The following is a 20,269-nucleotide window of genomic DNA, read 5'->3' on the forward strand; positions in this document are numbered from 1 at the left end:
TTCTATATATGGCTATTGGCGGAACGGTTCCACTTCAAGCTCATCCTCCATATCCACGGTAGGCAACTCCTGCTTTTGAAATACGCTTATAGCTCACCCCGTGAACTGCCGTAGAATCGGTGATATCCTGCTTTCTATTCATCTAGCTGATCTATCCTGCTAGTTAGCTGATGATCCTGTAGGTGAATAAGCCTATTGGTAATGCATAAGTTGAGTATCTTCTTTCATCATGTCAATAACATTCAGACCAATGTTAAAGTCATATAGCTTGGTATTTCATCGTTCTAAGTACAACATATTGACCTATAAAATCAATAAATTCTACCACGATTTATACTAATTGCTATTTTAATATTTAGACTCGGACAAATTCGTTACATGTGTGTGATAAAAGTGTGACGAATGTTATTTTTTTTGGTTATCGTCATCATTCTAATGTCATAAAACAAGCTTTACTTTTGATTAAGAAATCAATATTATAAGTAATGCAGTTAGAGCAGTTTAATTATGACAACAAGATTGTCAGAAATTTCGGTATCGCTACCATTATTTGGGGGATAGTTGGTATGTCCATCGGACTACTTGTAGCTACTCAACTGGTATGGCCTGCGATGAATTTTGGAATTCAATTTTCCACTTTTGGTCGAATCCGACCTGTTCATACAAATGCGATTATCTTCGCGTTTGTCGGTAATGCAATTTTTATGGGTGTTTATTATTCGTTGCAACGTGTGTTAAGAGCACGTATGTTCAGTGATGCACTCAGCAAGATTCATTTCTGGGGTTGGCAGTTGGTCATTGTAGCTTCGGCTATTACATTACCTCTTGGCTTGACGACAAGTCATGAATATGCGGAGATGGAATGGCCTATTGATCTTGGTATCACAATAATTTGGGTGGTATTTGGTATCAATATGTTTGGTACAATTATAAAACGTAGAGAGCGACATATGTATGTAGCGGTCTGGTTTTATATTGCCACATTTGTTACTGTTGCCGTATTACACATTGTCAACTCTGTGCAGCTACCTGTATCGGGTTGGAAAAGTTATTATGTGTATTCTGGTGTTCAAGATGCATTAGTACAATGGTGGTACGGACATAATGCTGTTGCATTTTTCTTGACTACTCCTTTCTTAGGTATGATGTATTACTTTTTACCTAAAATGGCAAATCGTCCTGTTTACTCGTACAAATTGAGTATTCTTCACTTCTGGTCATTGATCTTCATTTATATTTGGGCTGGTCCCCATCACTTATTGTACACTGCTCTTCCGGGCTGGGTTCAATCTTTAGGTGTAGCATTTTCCATTATGTTGATTGCTCCGAGCTGGGGTGGTATGATCAATGGTTTATTGACACTTCGTGGGGCATGGGACAAAGTACGTACTGAGCCCATTCTCAAATTTATGGTGGTTGCCCTGACCTGTTATGGTATGGCTACTTTCGAAGGACCTATGCTGTCGCTGAAACAAGTGAATGCAATTGCCCATTTTACAGATTGGATAGTAGCTCACGTACATGTTGGCGCTTTGGGATGGAATGGATTTATGACTTTTGCAATTTTGTATTGGTTGATCCCGCGTATATATAAGACAGAGTTGTATTCTAAAAAATTGGCTTCTGTTCACTTTTGGATCGGTACACTTGGAATTTTATTTTATGCTATTCCGATGTACTGGGCTGCAGTAGTGCAAGGTTTGATGTGGAAAGAATTTACACCAGAAGGTGTGCTGAAGTATCCAAATTTCCTTGCAACAACATTGGAAATTATCCCTATGCATATGATGCGTGCTGTCGGTGGTGCGTTATATCTGAGTGGCGCTATTTTAATGACGTTCAACTTAGTAAAAACTATGCGCCAAGGTAAGTTATTGGCCGATGAACCTGCTCAAGCACCTGCTTTGTTGCCGGTGACGACCAATGAACAATCTAAGCATAGACGTTTGGAACGTAAACCCGTTATGTTTATGGTATTGGCATTGATTGCTATTTTGATCGGTGGTATTGTGGAGATGATCCCTACATTTACGATTTCTTCTAACATACCAACTATCGCAAGTGTAAAACCATATACAGCATTGGAACTCCAAGGTAGGGATCTATATATTCGTGAAGGTTGTGTCAACTGTCATACGCAATCGATTCGTCCATTCCGTTCAGAGACTGCACGATACGGTGAATATAGTAAGGCGGGTGAATATGTTTATGATCATCCATTTTTATGGGGATCAAAACGTACTGGTCCAGATTTACATCGGATCGGTGGCAAATATCCAAATAAGTGGCACTTTGATCACCTCTTAGATCCAACGATCACTTCTCCTGGTAGCATTATGCCTACGTATCCTTGGTTGATTGATCAAGAATTAGATAATTCTTTGCTGACAGCTAAATTGGAAGCCATGAAAAAATTAGGGGTTCCTTATACAGATCAACAGATTGCTCAAGCTCAGTCAGCTTTAGATAAACAAGCTCAGGAGATCGCTGCTGATTTGAAAAAGAATCAAGTAAATGTATTGCCAAATCGTGAAATTATAGCCATGATTGCATATTTACAACGATTGGGTACAGATATTAAAGCTGAACCCAAAGTGGCTGAAAAAGTTGATGAACTCAATTAAAATAAAGGATTATGTTCAAACAGATAACAAATTTAAATGGTAGCGAACTGTATCTGATCGCTTCATTATGGATATTTCTAGTATTCTTCATTATTGTCGGAATTATGTTATTCAGAATGAATAAAGAGCATATTTCATATATGAAGGAACTTCCGTTCCAAGAGGATGATATTAATAAAAGTGAGTCATCAGATAGTTTATAAATATGAGTTTATTTTTAAATATTACAGTTTTAAATGCGGCAGCATGGGGCATTGGCTCAGGCAATATGTATCAAGATATTTTAGTTGTTGTACTTATTGTTGTCATGCTTGCTTTACTAGCTACAGCATTGATCGTGAATAAGGCCATGCGTTCTATTCTGCGCATCACAATGCCGGAAGTTTTAAAGGAAGAACAAGTAACTAAAGTTAAGAGAAAAGAGTCGCGAAAAGCTTCTTGGAATAAATTATTGGGTTTACGTCCAATTTCTGAAGAGAAAGACTTGATTATCGACCACGAGTATGATGGAATCAGTGAATTGGACAATCCGGTACCTATTTGGTTCAACGCGCTGTTTTATTCGACCATGACTTTCGCAGTTGTTTATATTCTGATCTACCATGTATTTGGCTGGGGACTTAATCAGAATCAAGAGTACGTTCAGGAGATGGAAAAGGCGGAAATTGCAAAGCAAGAGTACTTAGCTCAGGCAGCCAATTTAATTGATGAATCTAGTGTACTCTTTGATGAGACTAAGGTTGCAGCTGGTCATGCTGTCTTTCAGGCCAATTGTGTCGCTTGTCATGGTGGAGCTGGAGAAGGCGGTATAGGTCCAAACTTAACGGATAAATTTTGGCTACATGGCGGCGAAATTAAGGATATTTTTAAAACGGTTAAATATGGTGTTCCTGATAAGGGGATGGTCCCTTGGGAACAGACATTGACTCCAGGACAGATTGCCGAGGTGAGCAGTTATATTATTTCCCTCCGTGATACAAAACCGGCAAATCCAAAAGAACCTCAAGGTATTGAGGTAGCATATCAAGCTGCAGATGCGAAAGCTGCAGCAACAGATTCTACAAAAGTTCAATAACATTATATTTATGAAAGCAGTAGCGACAAATTTTCCTGAGACTCCGAATAATAATAAGACAAAACGTGCCTGGATATATGCAAAGAAGCCTTCGGGACAATTATATGTGATAAGGCAATGGGTCGGGTATGGGTTGCTACTGTTTTTATTTGCAGCTCCTTTTATAAAAATAGGAGGTGAGCCATTTTTGATGTTCAACATCTTGGAACGGAAGTTCAGTATTCTAGGGAGCATTTTTTATCCTCAGGATTTACACATTTTTGTTTTTGGGATGTTGGTCGTGATGGTTTGTGTTGTTTTATTTACTGTTGTTTTTGGTCGTATCTGGTGTGGCTGGACTTGTCCTCAAACGATTTTTATGGAGCTGATTTTTCGGAAAATTGAGTATTGGATTGAAGGGGATTGGCAGCAACAAAAAAAATTGAATGAAGGTCCTAATACTGATGAGAAGAAATTTAAAAAGATATTAAAACATAGCATATTTCTATTGATTTCATTTTTAATATCCAATATCTTTTTATCCTACATCATTGGAGTAGATGCGCTTTATAAAATTGTTACCGACCCGCTGGATCAGCATTTGGGAGGATTATTTGCTATTACCATTTTCACCTTTGTTTTTTATGCTGTATTTGCCCATATTAGGGAAATTGTCTGTACCACGATCTGTCCATATGGAAGGTTACAGGGTGTATTGCTCGATGATCAAAGTATAACCGTCGCTTACGATCATCGTCGTGGTGAACCTCGTGGTAAACAAAAAAAGGATATACAGGAAGTAAAGGGAGATTGCATTGATTGCCAAATTTGTGTTCATGTGTGTCCTACTGGCATTGATATTCGAAATGGTTTGCAAATGGAGTGTGTGAGCTGTACGGCTTGTGTGGATGCTTGTGATGCTGTCATGGAAAAAATTGGTAAGCCTAAAAAGCTGATCGGTTTTTATACGATGGGTGAAATTCAAGGAACTGTCACTAAAAGAAGTAATACAAGAGCGATCGCGTATTCGGTTGTATTAGTGGCATTGATCTCTGTTTTTGTTTCGCTGATCATAATGCGTTCAGATGTCGGTGCTACTTTATTAAGAGCTAAGGGAAGTTCCTATCAATTACGGGATGATCAGACTATCAGTAATCTATATTCACTCGAATTAGTAAATAAGAGTGCATCAGAAATGCCGTTCAGATTAGTTCCTGAGGATAAAAAATTAAAAATTCAGGTTGTAAATCCGATAAAGACATTGGCTAAAGGTGGAACTGCCTCATTAAGCTTTTTCCTAATCATTAATAAGGATGATGTGGAGAAATATAAGGAGAACGTGAAAATAGCTGTCTATTCTGGAGATCGAAAAGTTGAGACACTTAAAACGACATTTATTGCTCCTCCTGGTATGTAAATTTATAGAAATTGTAAAATAAGAAAAATAGCAGATGAATTGGGGTGGTAAAATATTTTTAAGTTTAGGTGTATTTATGTTGTGTATCATAAGTGCTGGGATTTATATGGTAAGCCATGATACGGATACATTAGAAGATACGGATTATTATGAGCAGGGTTTAAACTATGATCAAGTTTATAATAAAAAAGAAAATGTGGTTACGCATCGGGCTAAACCTATTGTAAAAATCAGTCAGGATACCTTGTATATTGAATTTGTCCATGCAGCAAATAAAGGAAACTTAATCTTTAAGCGACCTTCTGATAGTAGTATTGATTTACAATTACCCTTTGAGACCAATTCTAACTTATACCAATTACCGATTTCGAGTTTGAAAAAAGGGACTTGGAATTTGGAAATCGTCTGGAAGAGTGGTGGATTGGATTTTTTAACAGATCAACAATTGCATTTGTAAGATGAGCTATCTGTATTTTGCGTTTTTTATGGGTCTATTTGGAAGCATTCATTGCGCTGTCATGTGCGGACCTTTACTTCTTGCGATACAAGGTAGTCAAGAATTGACTTGGAAAATAGCTCTAAATAAGCTATTATATCAAGTTGGAAGAATACTGACTTATGGTATTTTTGGTATCGTACTTGGTATGGTTGGTAAAATCGCTTCTATCCAAGGATGGCAAATGGGATTGAGTCTTTTTACAGGAATCATATTGCTCATTATAGGGTTGGTTCAATTATTTAAGATTAAAAATGAAGGTTTTATAAAATTACAAATGCGTTTTGTTCAACCAATAGCCAAAATAATGGGAAGGTGGCTCTATAGACCAGGTGGGAGTTTTTTTGCTGGAGTTTTAAATGGAATCTTACCCTGTGGTATGCTGTACATGGCAGCTGCAGCAGCGATGAATACATCGTCTAGTCTGACAAGTTTTTACTTCATGATCATGTTCGGTTTAGGAACACTTCCCTTGTTATTAGTCTTTTCTTTCTTAGGTAATTTTATTCGAACATATTTTAAAATGAATTTTTCGAAATGGTTACCCTTCCTTTATATTTTGATGGGAATCTGGTTCTTATTACGCGGTGCAAATTTAGATATTCCATATTTAAGTCCATTGCTCCATGTTGATGGAGCAATAAACTGTCATATTACATAGATGTTGTCCAACCGCCACCTAAAGATTTGTATAATTCAACAAAAGAATCCAATTGAGACTGCTTGATCGAAACTAAATTCAATTCAGATGTCAGTGCATTGGATTGGGCTGTTATGACCTCCAGATAGGTTGCATATCCAGATTTAAATAATAAGTTAGCATTTTTCACGGCCAAGTGTGAATTGGCAACTCGGGCTTCGGCTAATACCAATTGTTCTTTTAATTTGGTGAGTGAGGTGAAACTATTGGATACTTCATTTACGGATCTCAAGACAGTTTTTTGTAAATTTATTTCGGCTTTCTCGCGCTCTAATTTTGAGACTTCGTAAGCTGTTTTTAATTTTCTGTTTTTGAAAATCGGCATTGTCACATTTCCTAGTGCCGACCCCAGTAAAGAACCTGGGATATTAAACCAATTTTCAGGTAACATCGAATTTAGTCCTAGTGTACCACCAAGCGTTAATGATGGATATCTCAAAGCTTGATTTATATTCATTTGCGCATTCGCCGCTATCAAGTCTAGCTCTGCTTCTCTAATATCGGGTCTATTACGGATTAAGTCTAACGGTGATCCTAAAGAAATTTTAGATTCATCAATTAAATGTTGTAAGCTTTTTCCACGAGCGATTTTATCGGGCATTTTTCCTGTCAGCTCCAATAACGAATTTTCTTGAATTTGGATCTCCTGTTCCAGCTGTGGTACTAATGAAGCGGCAAGCAGTCGTTGAGACTGAGTTTGCTGAATGGCTAATGATGTGATCTCACCTGCATCAAACTGCAACTGAATCATTCTTAATGTACTGTCATTAAGTTGTACATTTCGAAGAGCTACTTCAATTTGGGCATCCAAAGTCAACAGGTTAAAATAACCTTTTGCGATATTGGCAATCAAGCTTGTTTGTATCGCTTTTTTTGCTTCAGTAGAGCCCAGAAAATTGGCTAATGCCTCTTCTTTTTGAGCGGATATTTTACCCCAGATGTCGATTTCCCAACTTAAGCTCAAAGTGGTTAAGTATTGTGATTGTGTTTTGAAAAGATTATTTTTTGCGTCTTTTCCGTCATAAATTTTAGAGGCAGGTCCTGCATAATAATTCTTGGATCTCCATTCTTGTCCAACACCTGCAAGTGTGGCATCTAATTGTGGAAGATAGCCGGCTTTTGATTGTGACAATTGACGATTGGCGATTTGAATATTTAAAATTGCGCTACGCATATCGTAATTATTGGCTAATCCAGCATCAATAAGCTGAACTAGGCTCGAATCCGTGAAAAAATTGCGCCAATTGACTTGAGCAAGTGTTTCCATACTATCCTGATAAGTGGAGTCAGCACGAAATTGATCAGGAAGTTGATAATTTGGAGCAGTGTAGCGTTGTCCCATTTTACATGATGAAAATAGGAGTAAAATAGCTGTAAATAAGAAAATATGACGATTGATATGTTGCATGTATAACAGACTAGTTGGATTTAAAATTATTTTTTAAGCGTTCATCTAAGGTTTTGAAGATGATATAGAGTACAGGGATAATGAAAATCCCGAGTAAAACACCAAACAGCATTCCTCCTGCAGCACCGAAACTGATCGAGTGATTACCTTTTGCGGATGGTCCGGAAGACCACATGAGTGGTATTAAACCAGCGACAAATGCAAAAGAGGTCATCAAGATAGGACGCAAACGTAACTTTGCTCCTGCTACAGCGGAATCATAAATACTTAGTCCTTTGTTTCTTTCCTGAACGGCAAACTCGATTATTAATATGGCATTTTTGGCAAGTAGACCAATTAACATAATAACTCCCACCTGTACATATATATTGTTTTCTAAACCCACGAGTAAAATGGTTGCATAGACGCCGACAAGACCTACTGGTATGGATAATAATACTGCCCAAGGTAAGATATAGCTCTCATATTGTGCTGATAACAGGAAGTACACAAAAACAATACTCATGATGAAGATCAGTATAGTCTGAGAACCCGATTCGGACTCCTCTAAGCTCATACCGGTCCACTCATAACTATAATTTCCAGGAAGCTTTTCTACGGCTAATTTTTCAATTGCTTTCATAGCGTCGCCGGTACTATAACCTTCATTTGGGTTAGCATTGATGGTAATGGCATTATATAAATTGTAACGGGTGATGGTTTCTGGACCTACCACCTTTTTTAAGGTGAGTAAGGTGCTGATAGGAACCATTTCATTGTTTTTATTTCTGACAAAAATTGATTTAAAGGATTCGGAATCTGTTCGGTAATCGTAATCTGCTTGTATGTAAACACGATATTGTCGGCCAAAGCGACTAAAATCTCCTGCTTGTACGCGTCCGTAATATGCACGTATGGTAGACATGAGCGATTTAATGTCCACTCCTAATGACTTGGCTTTAACAGCATCAATATCTACTTCATATTGTGGGAAATTTGCTTTAAAGGAAGTATAGGCACTTTTAACTTCGGGTAGCTGATTGATTTCATTGATGAAGGTATCGGCGATACTACTAAAATCTAAAATTTCTCCACCTAATTTATCTTCTAAAACCAATTGAATACCTGCGAAATCTCCAAAACCTTGAACAGTAGGTCGTGGAAATACGTTAAATGTCGCTTCATTGATTACCGAAAGATCCTGACGTATCGTGTCCATAAAGGCTTCAATATCTTTGATTTTTTCTCGTTTATCATAGCTTTTTAGATTAATATAACCTACGGCATATGCAGGACTTGTACTTCCATCTAAAGCATTGTAACCTGATATGGTCGTCATCCCTGCAATATCTGGATTACGCTTTTGTAGAATGCTATCGGCTTGTTTTAAAACTTCTGTTGTTCTTGCCAATGACGCACCTGGTTGCATCGCCAAAGAATAAGTAACGAAACTATCATCTTCAGTAGGAATAAAACTTTTAGGGGCTAATAATAATAGGGTAAATCCGATCGCCGAAATACCGATCAAACCTGTAATGGCAATCTTCTTATTTCGGATTAAATATTTAACACCAACTATATACCGTGATGTTAAGTTGTCAAATGAGGTGTTAAAGGCTGTAAAGAAACGCTTTTTATAGGCGGTAAATTTATTTTTTTCGGATTGTGCTGACGAATCCTCGTGTTCGGGTGCTTTTAAAATCAAGGCACATAATGCTGGACTTAATGTTAAAGCGGTTAGTGCTGAAATTAAAATGGCTGTTGCCAATGTATAGGCAAATTGTCTATAGAATATACCGGCAGGCCCTTCCATAAAACCGACAGGAATAAATACAGCTGCCATCACTAAGGTAATCGATACGATGGCTCCAGAAATCTCTGACATGGTGGAAAGAGTTGCTTCTCGGGCTTTCATACCAGTCTCATGCATTTTTAGGTGAATCGCTTCGACTACAACAATAGCATCATCAACGACGATACCGATCGAGAGTACCAAGGCAAACATGGTCAGTACGTTGAGCGAGAAGCCAAATAGATTGAGAAAGAAAAAGGTACCTATGAGTGAAACAGGAATGGCGATTGCAGGAATGATCGTCGATCTAAAATCTTGTAGAAAGATAAAGACGATAATAAAGACTAATATAAAGGCTTCAAATAGGGTGTGTTTTACTTGAGATATGGATGCATCAATCTGATCTCTAACCGAGTAGGAAACTTCATGTTTAATGCCCTCTGGAAATGTCTTGGATAAATCTTCCAATACTTTACGCACTTCAATATCAATATCATGGGCATTTGATCCAGATGTTTGTGTAATATTTAAAGTCAATCCTGGTTTCCCATTTACTTTATTGTCTGAACCTAGATTGGAGGAACCAAACTCAATACGCGCCAAATCGCGTAAGTATAATACAGAACCATCTTCATTTGTTTTGATGACGATATTTTCAAATTCTTCCGGTTGACTGAAGCGTCCTTTATGTTTGATCACGGTTTCAAATACTTCATCGGATGTTTCTCCAAATTTACCTGGTGCTATTTCAAAGTTCTGATCCTTAATTGCTGTAATGACATCGTCTGGTACAAGATTGAATAAAGCTAGTTTTTCAGGATTCAACCACATGCGCATGGAATAATCACGAGCTCCGACGCGTGACACTTGGGCGATACCGTCTACACGAAGTAAAGGTCGGATAATATTGATTTGTGAATATGCTTGTAAGAACGTTTCATCAAACATGCTTTCCTTGGAATCTGCGAAGAGATTAATGGTCATGATGACCCCGGATTGTCGAGGCATAACGGTGATACCAGCTTCATTGACTTCTGAGGGAATAGAGCCTATTGCTTTTGATATTCTGGTCTGAACATTAACAGAGGCAATATCTGGATTAATACCGGTTTTGAAAAATACTTGTACTGAACCTGATCCAGAATTACTGGCTGTAGATCGGATGTAGGTCATATCTTCTACACCATTAATAGCTTCTTCTATGGGTAAGAGAACAGACTTCGCTACTGTCTCTGCATTTGCACCAGGATAACTTAATGAAACGACTACGGAGGGTGGGGCTATTTCTGGGAACCGAGATACGGGTAGCATTTTTAATCCCACGGCTCCTAAGACTACTAAGAGCATGGAGACCACGGTAGCCAATACGGGTTTATTAACAAATGTTTTTAGCATTTATAGATCGTTTATTAAAAATTAAGAAAAGTTGATTATTTGGTTTTGTTGATTGGAATGATGGTGGCACCTTCCGATATTTTGTCAAAGCCCGATAGTAAAATCCGATCTCCGACAGTTAAGCCTTCTGAGATAATGTAGTTGGAATTGGATTTTCCTTCAATTTTAACAGATCTGCGGTGAACAATATTGTTGTTATCAACAACATATACAAAGGTTTTATCTTGTAATTCTGATGTGGATACTTGTGGTATTTGAATAACACCTTTTTGTGTTTCTACAAATTTGAGAGTACCAGTACTTCCATTACGTAGGATGTTGTCGGTATTCGGAAATGTTGCACGCAACGAGATTGCACCTGTTGTTCTATTTACTTGCCCGTTGACTGCATCTACTTTACCTTTTCGGCCATAAGATTCGCCATCGGCTAGTAATAGGGAGACTTCAGGGAAAGCAAGTTTTCTAATTTTTCCGCTTTGGGAATAAATAGAATCTTTTACATCTTGTTTTGCTTGTTTTTTACTGAAATATAAGAAATCGGATTCACTCATAGAAAAATAGACATAGACTTCCTGAACATCAGAAAGGACTGTTAAAGATTGGGAATCATTTTTGGTCACTAAATTTCCGACACGTTTTGGTATACGTCCGATATAACCCGATACAGGTGCTTTGATAGTCGTAAATTGTTTATCGATGTCGGCGGAACGTACAGCAGCTGAGGCTTGCTGTAAGGATGCTTTGGCGACATCAAACTCAGATTGGGCAGATTTTAATCGTACTTCTGAAATTACCTCGTTTTCGACTAAAGGGCGAAGGCGCTCCATTTCTAATCTTGCATTTTGTAATTTTGCTTTAGCTACATTTTCTGTAGCAACCATATTATTTAATATTTCATCGTAAGCAGATGCATTTATTTTAAATAATTTTTGACCAGCTTCAACAAAATCGCCCTCATCGACATATATTTCTTCTAAAATTCCTTCTACTTGAGGTCGGATTTCCACATTTACCTTTCCTTCGATAGTACCAATATAATCTTTTATTGTATTCGCAGAACTTGTATCAATTGAGTATATTGGTAGGGCAATAGCATTGTTTTTTTTATCTAATTCTTTAGTACTACCAGAGTTACAGCTAAAAAAGAGTATTCCGGAGGAGGATAGGGCTAGGATAAATAGTGTGAATTTATTCATAAATATTGTATAGTGGTTAATTGTTAATTAACTTTTGACTTTTAAATTATTAGGGTGTGTAACATAAATATTGCCAATGTGGCCACCCTTTTTTGATTTAACATTTGTTAACAAATGGGATACAATGATTTGAATCGTCATTTGTAAGTCCAGTAACCTACTGTTGTGTAACTAGCGTGTTACAATAGTTAAAACGTTTAAGATGGAATTTTGTTACTTACAAGGTTAAAAATATGCTAATTTTTTTATGGAAAATTTTATTAATCAACTTGAAATTGATTGGAACCAGGTGTGGCAATGGCTGTTAAATTGGTATTGGCTACCTTTATTTATTTTGTATTTTGGTATAATAAGTACGATACTTATCGAAAATAGAAATCCGACAAAAACAATATCGTGGGTTATGGTGATTGTTTTTCTGCCTGGACTGGGTGTGATTCTTTATTATTTATTTGGTCAAAAGTTTAGAAAATTAAAACGGTTACAGCATATCAATCGGGAGCAGAATACCAAATTACTTGCAGCCTGGCAGGAAAACCTAAATAGAATGGATGAGCAGTTGGAGACAATCCATGAAAAAATCGGTACTTTGTCACGGGTATTTGATTATCTGAAAAATCAAAAATTATCATTTTTTTCCTTAAACAATCGCGTTGAACTGTTTATCAATGGGGAAGAGAAGTTTCCAGTTTTATTGAAGAGACTTCGTGAGGCCAAGCATTCTATCCATATGGAATACTATATTTTTGAGTTGGATCATATTGGTACACAGGTATTAGAAATTTTGGAACAAAAAGCGAAGTCAGGGGTTAAAGTCCGTTTGATCTTAGATAGTTTTGGTTCTCCAGATGTCATTAAATATTTACGAAAAAATCCTCCTAGCTATCCATTTGTTGCATTTCTGCCTGTTAATTTTACATCATTAGCAAATAGCAATTATCGTAATCACAGAAAGATCGTGGTGATTGACTGCCACTACGGTTTTGTGGGAGGGATCAATATATCAGATCGCTATATTAATCGTCCAAATCAAAAGGATTATTGGAGGGATACGGCTATGGCGGTGGAAGGAATTGCGGTGAATAATTTACAAATCCAATTTTGGAACAGTTGGAATCAAACGGACGCTGAACCATTTGTGCTGAGCGAAGAGTATTTGAATTTTAATATTGCCCAAATTCCTGAACGGGCTGCCGTTGCTTTTTCATCAAGTGACCCGGGGTCTGTGGGACCTTTTAATATGGAGGCAATTATATTGGCCATTAATGATGCTAAAGAGAGTATTCAACTGTGCACTCCTTATTTTATTCCGAGTGAACAGTTATCTACGGCTTTGGAGATCGCAGTTTCATCAGGTGTAAAAGTGGAATTGATGTTGCCCGAACGAGCCGATTCGTATATTGTGCAGCATGCTTCCTTCTCCTTTCTAAAACCTCTCTTACAGCGTGGTGTCCAGGTTTATCTCTATAAGAAAGGCTTTATACATGCTAAATCAATCTGTATTGATGGTCAATTGGCTTTAGTAGGAACCGTAAATCTGGATATGCGAAGTTTTTATATCAATTATGAAATATCGAGTATTGTCTCTGATGATGCTTATTGTAAACGTCTGGAACAGCAATTTGAACTTGATAAGGAGGAGTCAGACTTAGTGACCTTATATATATGGGCGCATCGAAAAAAATGGAAAAGAGGTATCGATTCTTTATGCCGACTTTTGGCTCCTTTGCTCTAGATTAAAAAATGTTAAAAACTAATGATACTTACCATATTTAATTAAAATTGAATATATTTATCTATTCTATTTTAATTACCAATAGTATTAGATGAAGTATATAAAATTATTGACGCTTACGATGGGTGTTTGTGGTGCTCAACAAGTTGTTGCCCAGACGACAGACGCTACACTGCCGATCAATACCATAGTCGAAAGAGTACAAAAGTTATTCCAAGTATTTCCTGTAGAAAAAGTACATCTGCATTTTGACAAACCTTATTATGCTGTAGGAGATACCTTGTGGTTTAACAGTTACTTATCACGCAATCTTGCAGAATATGAACCGAGCAAAATCACCTATGTGGAGGTGCTGAATAGCCGAGATTCATTGATCCAGACCTTGAGAATTCCATTGGACAAAGGAGTGGGGGATGGCTACTTGGTATTAGATCCCCAATATCTTGCTCAAGACAATTATCGCTTCAGGGCTTATACAAAATGGATGGGAAACTTCTCTTCCGATTACTTCTTTAATAAAGTCGTTCCTGTTGGTGATGCTATTAATAAAAAGTTGATAACAGATATCTCCTTTATTAATAACGATCAAAATGCGGCCAAAAGTCAGGCTGTTATTCAGTTCAGAGATCCAGTTGGCAAGCTTTTGATTAATTCGAAAGTCAATTGGTCTTTAATATCGGGTTGGGAAACCATCGCTAACGGAAAGGGTGAAACGGATAATCTGGGTAGAATTACGGTGAACTTGAGTGCCAAGGAGAAGGATATTTTGCAGAAAGCATATTTGGAGGTCTCCCTTCTAGAAAATAAAAATGAAAAGCCATTAAAGAGTACATTTTCATTGAAGAACTCGCTTTGGGATGCTGATGTCCAGTTTTTTCCTGAGGGTGGCGATTTGTTAGCGGGTATTGCTAAAAATGTGGCTTTTAAAGCTGTTTCTTCATCGGGAAAGGGTGTGCCTGTTAAAGGTCGTATTTTGGATGGTAAGGGTAAGCAAGTGGCTGAATTTTCAGATTTTGGGCTGGGAATGGGCTATTTTAGCTTGTTGCCTATGGCCAATGAGAAATATGAGGCTGTGATCACTTTTGCGAATGGTCAAGAGCGTAAGTATAAATTGCCTCCGGTGGTTCAGAATAAAGCCAATGTGGTTTATTTGAAGCAAGATGAAACAAATCTGAATATGGCGATTGTGACCAGTGATGAAGATTTTGCTAAATCGCCTAATCAATCGTACTATGTTTTGGTGCAGTCAAATGGTCACCTCGTATATGCAGCTCAGGCTAATCTAAAAAGTGCGTCAGCTCTTATTGTGATTCCGAAAGAACGTCTCCCTAATGGTATCGCTCAGGTGACTTTGTTAAATACTGCTGGTAAAGTAGTCAGTGAGCGGTTAACTTTTGTGAAGAGCGAAAAGTTTTTAGATATTAATTTAGCGGTTAATAAGGAATTGTTTAAGGCTAAAGAAAAGGTTAATTTGAAGCTTTCGGTCTTAAATAATGGTAAAAAGTTTCCAGGAAGTTATTCGATTTCAGTAATCGATGAGTCTAAGGTTCCTTATGATGATAATCAGGATCTGTCGATTGTGAGTAACTTTTTATTGACTTCGGATTTGAAAGGCTATGTGGAGAATCCAAATTCTTATTTTGATGAGAAAAATGCGAATCGAGATAAAGCATTGGATGCTTTATTAATGACGCAGGGTTTCCGTAGATTTGAATATCAAGATCTGATCGCAGAGAAACTCCCTACGTTATCCTTTATGCCAGAACAAGGAATTGAAATTGGTGGAACTTTACGCTTGAATACAGGGCGGACTGTTCCTAACGGTGGATTGTTGTTGTCCATTCCTTCTCGTAGTATTCGTAAAGATACGTATACAGACGACAAGGGACGTTTCTTGTTTAAGGATCTTGTATTTACTGATTCATCCAAAGTGACGGTTAATGCGCGTGGAAATGATAATTATCGGAGTATGGTGATCAATATGGATCAAACTTACTTTCCGGAAATCGATAAGAATAATGCTTATAAAAATAACTTTGTCATGAATATTGACAAAGCAATTGCTCCTTATTTGGAAAATAGCAAGAAGGAATTTAGAACATCAATCTTATTAGATGAAGTTGCGATTACGGGAGTACAGAAAAAAGTAATTACAAATAGGGACTTTCCTTCTATTTCGGGATTATCTATGCCTGAGCACCGTATCGAGGCTGACCGATTAACCGGTTGTAATGTTTTGACCATGTGTCTGACTACATTATTGACGGGTATAACATACGATTCACAGACTCAAAAGTATTATGTCACTCGAGATTATAACAGCGGTAGTCGGGTTCCTGTTCAATTTTTCTTAAATGGAATGGCGATTGACGAACCGGGATTAAATGGTATTAATGTTATTGATATTGAAGGAATTGAAATTTTCTTGAAAGATGATCTGGGAACAGTTTCAAGAATGTATCAAAATAATGGTGTCGTTTCGATTTATACCAAAAAAGTAGAGAAGAAACCAAGAATGTCTTTATCGGAGATTGAAAAATTGTTGCCGAAATCGAATGTGATTGATTTATTCCCATTAGGATATATTAAGGAAAGAAAGTTTTATGTACCTAAATATGAAACAGCAGAAAGCAAAGCTGTTAATGATTTGAGAACAACTATATATTGGAATCCAAAAGTGCAGGTTACAGAAACTGGTGAGGCTGCTTTAGAATTTTATAATGCGGATGGAAATGGTCAATATAAAGTTGTCGTGGAGGGTATGGATGAAACGGGTAATGTGGGTAGAAAAGTGATCCATTACCAAGTCAGACAATAGTAAAAGGGTCTTTCATATATCGTGAAAAGGGAGTGCTTCATTTTAGAAGCACTCCCTATTTTTATTTAAGAACTTGAATAATTTCACCTTCTTTGGCATCGGCATCTTCACCGACTTTTTTGGTCCGTTCTGTCTGTTCAATCATGACTGCAAATGAGGAGGGTTCGATACCTCCGCCCAGTTTTTGAGCATAAAATTTGGTGAATTCAGCACCGAAATATAAGATTGCTGCTGAATAATAGATCCATAATAACATGACAATGATTGAACCAGCTGCTCCATATAAACTTGCTGTAGAGGATAGAGAAAGGTATAATGATATCAAATATCTTCCCAACATAAATAACAAGCTCGTGAATATTGCGCCACCTAGGATATCCTTAAATTTTACTTTGGCATCCGGGAGGAATGAAAAAATAAAACCGAATAGCGTGACAATGACGACAAAGGTGATCCCGGTATTGACCCAGTCAATTAACGTGATGGGTATAAAAGGTAAGTATTGTATAACTAAATTTGTGACAGCAGCGATCACCCCATTGATCATTAGAGAAGCAATTAATAAGAATCCCAATGCAATGATGATGGAAAATGAGATCAGGCGATTAATGATCAATTTTAGCCATCCTTTTTTAGGTTTAGGTTTTACTTTCCATATCTGATTGATGGAATCTTGTATATCTACAAAAAGTGTCGTTGAACTGATAATAAGTGTTACAACCCCTACTGTGATCCCTATGTTGGATTTATTTTCAAAATTTATTTTTTGAATATAAGATTGAATTTGAAGTGTTACATCTTTTCCAAACAGGACCATAAGTTCATCAAAAACTTCCTTTTGCGCAGATGTTTCTTGGCTGAGATGTTCGCCATAAAAGAAACCGATACACCAGATGACTATGATTAATAACGGACCAATGGAGAAAATGGTGTAGTATGCTAATGAGGCACTTTTTTTCATGCAATTGTCGTCCATAAAACCATTAAAGGCGTCATAGACTAATCGTAAAACTTGTTTCCAGTAAGTGTGTGTGAATAGATCTTTAAAGTATACTTCTTTCATATGGTGAGTCGCAGATAAAACAAATTTTTTTTCAGAAAATACCCCCTATTTTTAGATAGGGGGATATTTTGTTTAGCTATTTTCTTGATAGATTTTTTCAATTTTTTCTTCATTCTCTTTCAGAATGATTTTTCTTTTTAAACTGAGTTTTGGTGTTAATTGACCTTCATCAATGGTCCATTCCTTGGCTAGTAGGACGAATTTTTTAATTTTTTCCCAGTGACCAAATTCGGTGGATAATCTTTCTACTTCTTGATTATATTTTTCGATTACTTTTGGATTTTTGATGGTCTCTTCTTTCGAAACGACCGGAATGCCTTTATGTTTCATCCATTTTTCAATTTCTTCAAAAGCGGGTACAATTAATGCGGAAGGAAATTTTCTGTTTTCTCCGACGACCATAATCTGGGCAATGAGTGTAGACTCCATAAGTTTTGTTTCAATTGCTTGAGGTGCTACATATTTGCCTCCTGCGGTTTTAAACATTTCCTTTTTGCGGTCGGTGATTTTTAAAAATCCATCTGCTGAAATTTCTCCAATATCTCCAGTTTTGAAAAATCCATTTTCATCAAAGGTTTCTTTGGTTGCTTCATCATTTTTGTAATAACCGGAAGTGATGCTTGGGCCTTTTACCAAAATTTCACCATCTTGAGCTATTTTTACTTCTAGATTTTTTAATGGTTTTCCGACGGTTCCAAATTTAATACCGGTATCGAAGAACGTGTTTACAGCGATCACTGGTGATGTCTCTGTCAAGCCATATCCTTCAAGAACTTTGATATCGGCTGCCCAAAAAACTCGTGCAAGTCTTTCTTGTAGTGCTGCGCCTCCGGATACGATTATCTTTATATTTCCTCCAAGAGCTTCTTTCCATTTTGAAAAAATTAATTTTCGAGCGATGGCAAGTTTAAAATTGTACCAAGAACTATTTTTCGTAGGTTCTTGATATTGAAGGCCTAGGTTTAATGCCCACATGAATAGTGATTTTTTTATCCCCGTCAAATCTTTTCCTTTGGCTACGATTTTATCATATACTTTTTCTAATACGCGCGGTACTGTTGTAAAGACATCGGGTTTTACTTCATTGATGTCGACCACGATATTATCTAAAGTTTCACAAAAATAGATTTCTACACCTTTTGCATAATACATATAAACAACCATGCGTTCAAAAATATGACAGAGGGGCAAGAAACTGACCGCTTTTTTGAAATCTGATCTGATCAGATGATAGCAGGCTTGGACATTACTTAAAATATTTTTATGGGATAAATATACACCTTTAGGTTTACCTGTAGTGCCAGATGTATAAATTAATGTGAGTAAGTCATCTTCATGGATGGCATCATGATATGGTTTGAGATCGATGTCTAATTTTGCTCCAATTTGATGGAGAGCTTCTAAGTTTTTTTCGTCACCAGTAGTTTCGAAATTATAGATTGGAATGATTAATTGGTGATCGTTCAATGCTTCGGCAACACGTGTTGCAAGTTCGCTGTTACTTGCAAAGATTAATTTTACTTCTGCATCGTTTACAATATACGATAAGTCTTGTGAGGCTAAAGTTGGGTAAAGTGGAACGAGTGCAATGCCCAATTGGTTACAGGCAAAATCGACGATACTCCATTCTGGACGGTTGCCAGACATCAAGGCTACCCGATCTCCTTTTTGTAAACCTAGATTCAATAATGCCTTGCTTAGGCTATTTACGCGATCAATAAATTCACTTGCTAAATATGTTTTCCAATGACCTGTTTTATCGCGACCGGCAATAATGGTTTTATCAGAGTATTCGGATATATAATTGGTGATGAGATCAAAAATTCTATTTTGTCGTGCCATAATAAATTTATAATATGTACTTAATTGGGTTATTACTAAGTATTCAAATACAGTCTAATATATGAAAAATGTTTTGATGTGCATTTTTTTATATTTAAAATTGTTGATAACATTTTAACGTTTGTATCGTTTAATTATTGATATTACCTTTGGAAAATTATATTGAAAAACAAATTACGAACATTAAGTATGAAAAAATTATCTTGGATCGTTGGGGTGGCAGTTGGTTTATTGGGGGTAACAAATGAAGCTTTTGCGCAGTTAGATTCTAAAGGTGCCATTGGAGCTCGTTTTGGTTCTGCTCAAGGAATTACCTATAGACATACACTTTCAAATGACCGAGCTGTAGAGGCGCTGTTAAGCATTCAAAGTAACTCTAACTACAGGAGGTTTAGAGTCGTTGGTTTATACGAATACTATAAACCTATTTCATCTGCTTTTAATTGGTATTATGGATTCGGTGGTGGACTTGGATCTTATAAGGAGAAGGACAAAACAATTGATGGAAAGCGTGTGGAACATGATTCGGAATTGGCACTTAGTATCGATGGAATCATTGGAATTGAATATAATATTCCAGAAACTCCATTTCAAGTGTCTTTGGATGTAAAACCCTATTTTGATTTTTTACAATCCAGTTCGATTAAATTAATAGATCCAATTGGGTTTTCTTTCCGGTATAAATTTTAGTACTCGATGTAAACAATAAAAAGCTGTCCTACCATCGGTGGACTGCCCCCAAAATATTGG

General features: G+C 36.9%; 14 protein-coding genes. 9 read left to right on the plus strand and 5 right to left on the minus strand.

Annotated elements, in window-relative coordinates; all coding sequences use genetic code 11:
• The first annotated feature begins 485 nt into the window (after positions 1-485).
• From ccoN to B3P23_RS01395, 6 genes are read left to right on the plus strand one after another with little or no spacing between them, the layout of a single operon-like run.
• Positions 486-2,624, plus strand: coding sequence for a cytochrome-c oxidase, cbb3-type subunit I (ccoN, locus tag B3P23_RS01370; RefSeq protein WP_293923928.1), 2,139 nt, complete (start codon positions 486-488; stop codon positions 2,622-2,624).
• A gap of 11 nt (positions 2,625-2,635) precedes the next feature.
• Positions 2,636-2,827, plus strand: coding sequence for a hypothetical protein (locus B3P23_RS01375; RefSeq protein ID WP_045753281.1), 192 nt, complete (start codon positions 2,636-2,638; stop codon positions 2,825-2,827).
• A gap of 2 nt (positions 2,828-2,829) precedes the next feature.
• Positions 2,830-3,699 (plus strand): cbb3-type cytochrome c oxidase N-terminal domain-containing protein, encoded by an 870-nt coding sequence (locus B3P23_RS01380; protein WP_094772869.1) that lies wholly within the window; start codon positions 2,830-2,832, stop codon positions 3,697-3,699.
• Positions 3,700-3,709: 10 nt separating this feature from the next.
• The gene (gene ccoG, locus B3P23_RS01385) at positions 3,710-5,095 is read left to right on the plus strand and encodes a cytochrome c oxidase accessory protein CcoG (protein ID WP_293923934.1); all 1,386 of its coding nucleotides are present in this window, start codon (positions 3,710-3,712) and stop codon (positions 5,093-5,095) included.
• A 34-nt stretch (positions 5,096-5,129) separates the two neighbouring features.
• Positions 5,130-5,552, plus strand: coding sequence for a FixH family protein (locus tag B3P23_RS01390; RefSeq protein WP_293923937.1), 423 nt, complete (start codon positions 5,130-5,132; stop codon positions 5,550-5,552).
• A gap of 1 nt (position 5,553) precedes the next feature.
• A complete protein-coding gene (locus B3P23_RS01395; protein ID WP_293923939.1) occupies positions 5,554-6,252 on the plus strand; it encodes a sulfite exporter TauE/SafE family protein in 699 nt (232 codons plus the stop codon).
• On the opposite strand, the gene B3P23_RS01400 is transcribed toward B3P23_RS01395, so the two are convergent.
• The 3 genes from B3P23_RS01400 to B3P23_RS01410 are packed head-to-tail and all read right to left on the minus strand — an operon-like array spanning position 6,245 to position 12,061.
• A complete protein-coding gene (locus B3P23_RS01400) occupies positions 6,245-7,699 on the minus strand; it encodes a TolC family protein (RefSeq protein WP_293923942.1) in 1,455 nt (484 codons plus the stop codon). The two genes, B3P23_RS01395 and B3P23_RS01400, sit on opposite strands and share 8 nt — an antisense overlap.
• A 10-nt stretch (positions 7,700-7,709) precedes the next feature.
• Positions 7,710-10,865: an efflux RND transporter permease subunit gene (locus tag B3P23_RS01405; protein ID WP_293923945.1), complete on the minus strand. Its 3,156-nt coding sequence runs from the start codon at positions 10,863-10,865 to the stop codon at positions 7,710-7,712.
• Between the two features lie 35 nt (positions 10,866-10,900).
• Positions 10,901-12,061: an efflux RND transporter periplasmic adaptor subunit gene (locus tag B3P23_RS01410; RefSeq protein ID WP_293923946.1), complete on the minus strand. Its 1,161-nt coding sequence runs from the start codon at positions 12,059-12,061 to the stop codon at positions 10,901-10,903.
• A gap of 247 nt (positions 12,062-12,308) precedes the next feature.
• On the opposite strand from B3P23_RS01410, the gene cls reads away from it, so the two are divergent.
• Together cls and B3P23_RS01420 are read left to right on the plus strand one after the other, a co-directional pair.
• Entirely contained in the window at positions 12,309-13,796 is a 1,488-nt protein-coding gene (gene cls, locus B3P23_RS01415; RefSeq protein WP_293923948.1) for a cardiolipin synthase, read from the plus strand.
• A gap of 91 nt (positions 13,797-13,887) precedes the next feature.
• Complete coding sequence (locus tag B3P23_RS01420) at positions 13,888-16,614, plus strand: carboxypeptidase regulatory-like domain-containing protein (RefSeq protein WP_248754603.1); 2,727 nt, start codon at positions 13,888-13,890, stop codon at positions 16,612-16,614.
• Between the two features lie 61 nt (positions 16,615-16,675).
• On the opposite strand, the gene B3P23_RS01425 is transcribed toward B3P23_RS01420, so the two are convergent.
• Positions 16,676-17,677: a YihY/virulence factor BrkB family protein gene (locus tag B3P23_RS01425; RefSeq protein ID WP_045753291.1), complete on the minus strand. Its 1,002-nt coding sequence runs from the start codon at positions 17,675-17,677 to the stop codon at positions 16,676-16,678.
• A 72-nt stretch (positions 17,678-17,749) separates the two neighbouring features.
• Positions 17,750-19,519 (minus strand): AMP-dependent synthetase/ligase, encoded by a 1,770-nt coding sequence (locus B3P23_RS01430; RefSeq protein WP_045753292.1) that lies wholly within the window; start codon positions 19,517-19,519, stop codon positions 17,750-17,752.
• A 189-nt stretch (positions 19,520-19,708) separates the two neighbouring features.
• On the opposite strand from B3P23_RS01430, the gene B3P23_RS01435 reads away from it, so the two are divergent.
• Positions 19,709-20,209, plus strand: coding sequence for a hypothetical protein (locus B3P23_RS01435; protein ID WP_094772862.1), 501 nt, complete (start codon positions 19,709-19,711; stop codon positions 20,207-20,209).
• Positions 20,210-20,269: the final 60 nt, after the last annotated feature.

The sequence above is a fragment of the Sphingobacterium sp. UBA6320 genome (assembly GCF_002440335.1).
Classification (GTDB): domain Bacteria; phylum Bacteroidota; class Bacteroidia; order Sphingobacteriales; family Sphingobacteriaceae; genus Sphingobacterium.